Source organism: Sphingobacterium alimentarium, assembly GCF_004342685.1.
Lineage (GTDB): Bacteria > Bacteroidota > Bacteroidia > Sphingobacteriales > Sphingobacteriaceae > Sphingobacterium > Sphingobacterium alimentarium.
On sequence record NZ_SMBZ01000095.1, the window covers coordinates 1 to 2,268 of the forward strand.

A 2,268-nucleotide genomic window follows, 5' to 3' on the forward strand; every position below is an offset into this window, starting at 1 on the left:
AGCCACTAATCTGAAATAATAGTAGGATACTAATGATCTCACTATTTGACATGGTTGCTGGTCGTCTTGAAGCCTTCCCAATGATGAAGTTTTTAACCTGAATTCGATTATTAATTCTATTTAAAATTGCAATCATGGTGATAAATGTTTATATTTAAGTATCTGAAATTCAAATATTTAACAATATACCAAACCATGATTACATACGATAAAGTTACCGATATTTTCTGCATAGTTGATGAGTTTTGCAAGAACTTTGAAAAAAACACTAAAAACGTGAGTTCGGTTTAAGCAGCAAGGAATAATTGATTTTGTTGCTGTTCAAACTGAATGTTTAAAGAAGGCTTTTTAGGAAAAAAAGCATAAGCTGCCAAAGCTCCTAAAATATTTAACAAGAAGTTGTTTACCGACCTGTGTCTAGTATGCTGTAGCTTGCAAATGTTCTTTAGTTCATCATTTACACATTCAATGATTGCTCTTTTTCGAAGCATTATTTTATCGGTTTGACTTAAGTTCACTCCTTTCATATTTTTTCTAGGTTTGGTCACCATCTGTATTCCATTTCCCCAGAGTATATCCGCCATTGCTTTTGAAATATACCCCTTATCCCCATATAGTTTACCAAAAATATCCTTGGTCATATTCATCATATGTTTTAGATTTCTGTCATCCACATTGCCCTTAGTAAGGTAAAAAGACAATATTTCTCCTTTATCATTGATGATTAGGTGTAGTTTGAAACCCTAGAACCAACCGATGGAACACTGACCCCGTTCAGCAGTATCTCTGAAAACTTTATTTTGGTGTATCCTTCTGTTGTGGCACACCTTGATATGCGTAGAGTCAATAAAATTAATACCCCCACTCTTGCCTAGACAGCACATCTTTACAAAAAGCATAAAGGTCAGAGCACACCTTGGTTGAAGCTCGACAAACCTATTATAAGAGGTTAATCCAGGGAAAAGATCCTTGAGATGGGGCAATGCATAATGCACATAAAAAGACTTCAAATTGCTGAATTGACCCAAATGAAAAAGGACCATTAAGCTGATCATTTCACTCTCACAAAGACTAGCTTTTCTATTGCGTTTACCGATTTTTCTGTCTTCTAAAAGCTTTTCTTCAAGAATAGGTTGGATTTCAATGCAAAAATCATCCACTTTTACGAAAATTTCTATAACTTTATCTCTCAACATAAGGCTTGGCTTGTATTTGCAATAATTTGATTATCAACTAATTATATACAAAAATCAAGCCTTTTTTAGTTAAAATAATATCACTACTAACCGACTAAAATTCAATTAAAATAGTCGTTTTAAAAAAAACAGGAGCCATCTCGATTGAGTTAGCTCCTTTTTTCATATTTTGGTTTTACCACAAATCAAAAATATGAGTGCTAAAAATACAGAAAAGAATTTAGTCGGTCAGGCAATATTCAAACAAATATTGAAATTTATTCCCCGCAATAAGTTTGACCTGCTTGTAAGCAAACATAAGTCAGACCGCTATTACAAGACCTTTGACTCCTGGACGCATCTCACGACGATGCTATTTGGAATCTTTAGTCGCTGTGATTCTATGGGCGAAATCTGTGACGGAATGCAGGCTATGGCAGGCAAGCTTAATCATTTGCGTATGGAAAAATCACCTGCTAAGAGTACTGCTGGCGACGGTCTGCGTGGCCGCGATAACGAATTCTTTAAGGATGTTTACTTCATGCTACTGACTCATTTTAAAGAAACTTTGTCGGTCAGCCGGATTGATAATGTATCTTTTTCGAAACTTTTCATCTTCGATAGCAGTACGATCAGGTTATTTTCAGACATTATGAAGGGAGTAGGACGAAACCCAAAGAATGAGGGAAAAAAGAAAGGGGGACTGAAAGTTCACATGATGATTGATGCGCATAGTGACACACCAGAATTTGTTAAAATAAGTGAGGCGAAACTTCACGACAAGAATTTTCTGCAATATCTAAATTTAGCTGCTCATAGCATGATTGTTTTTGACAGAGCTTACAACCATTATCTACAATTTGCAAGATGGACAGCACAACAAGTAAATTTCGTTTGTAGATTGAAGAAAAATGCAGTTTATCAGGTCCAGGAAGTTCTATTCCAACAAGACTTACTGAACGATGAGTAGGGTGTTTTATGCGAAGAACACATTCATCTGTATATTCCGGTGATGTGCACCCAGTCATTCCAGGCATATCCACCCAACATTGGGTTCGTATTTAGTGTTTAAGCATGACAAATTTACTTCTTT

The 2,268-nt window shown here is 35.5% G+C and carries 1 protein-coding gene and 2 pseudogenes; 1 reads left to right on the forward strand and 2 read right to left on the reverse strand.

Annotated elements, in window-relative coordinates:
* A pseudogene (locus EDC17_RS17740) lies at window positions 1–97 on the reverse strand (IS982 family transposase); the annotation flags it as partial.
* Window positions 98–287: 190 nt separating this feature from the next.
* Window positions 288–1,196: pseudogene (locus tag EDC17_RS16685) on the reverse strand (IS982 family transposase).
* A gap of 193 nt (window positions 1,197–1,389) precedes the next feature.
* Between EDC17_RS16685 and EDC17_RS16690 the strand changes: the two are divergent.
* Window positions 1,390–2,145: an IS4 family transposase gene (locus EDC17_RS16690; RefSeq protein ID WP_132779357.1), complete on the forward strand. Its 756-nt coding sequence runs from the start codon at window positions 1,390–1,392 to the stop codon at window positions 2,143–2,145.
* Window positions 2,146–2,268 lie beyond the last annotated feature (123 nt).

Coding starts and splice junctions, on each gene's coding strand:
- EDC17_RS16690 (WP_132779357.1), top strand. CDS start 1,390: ATGAGTGCTAAAAATACAGAAAAGAATTTAGTCGGTCAGGCAATATTC.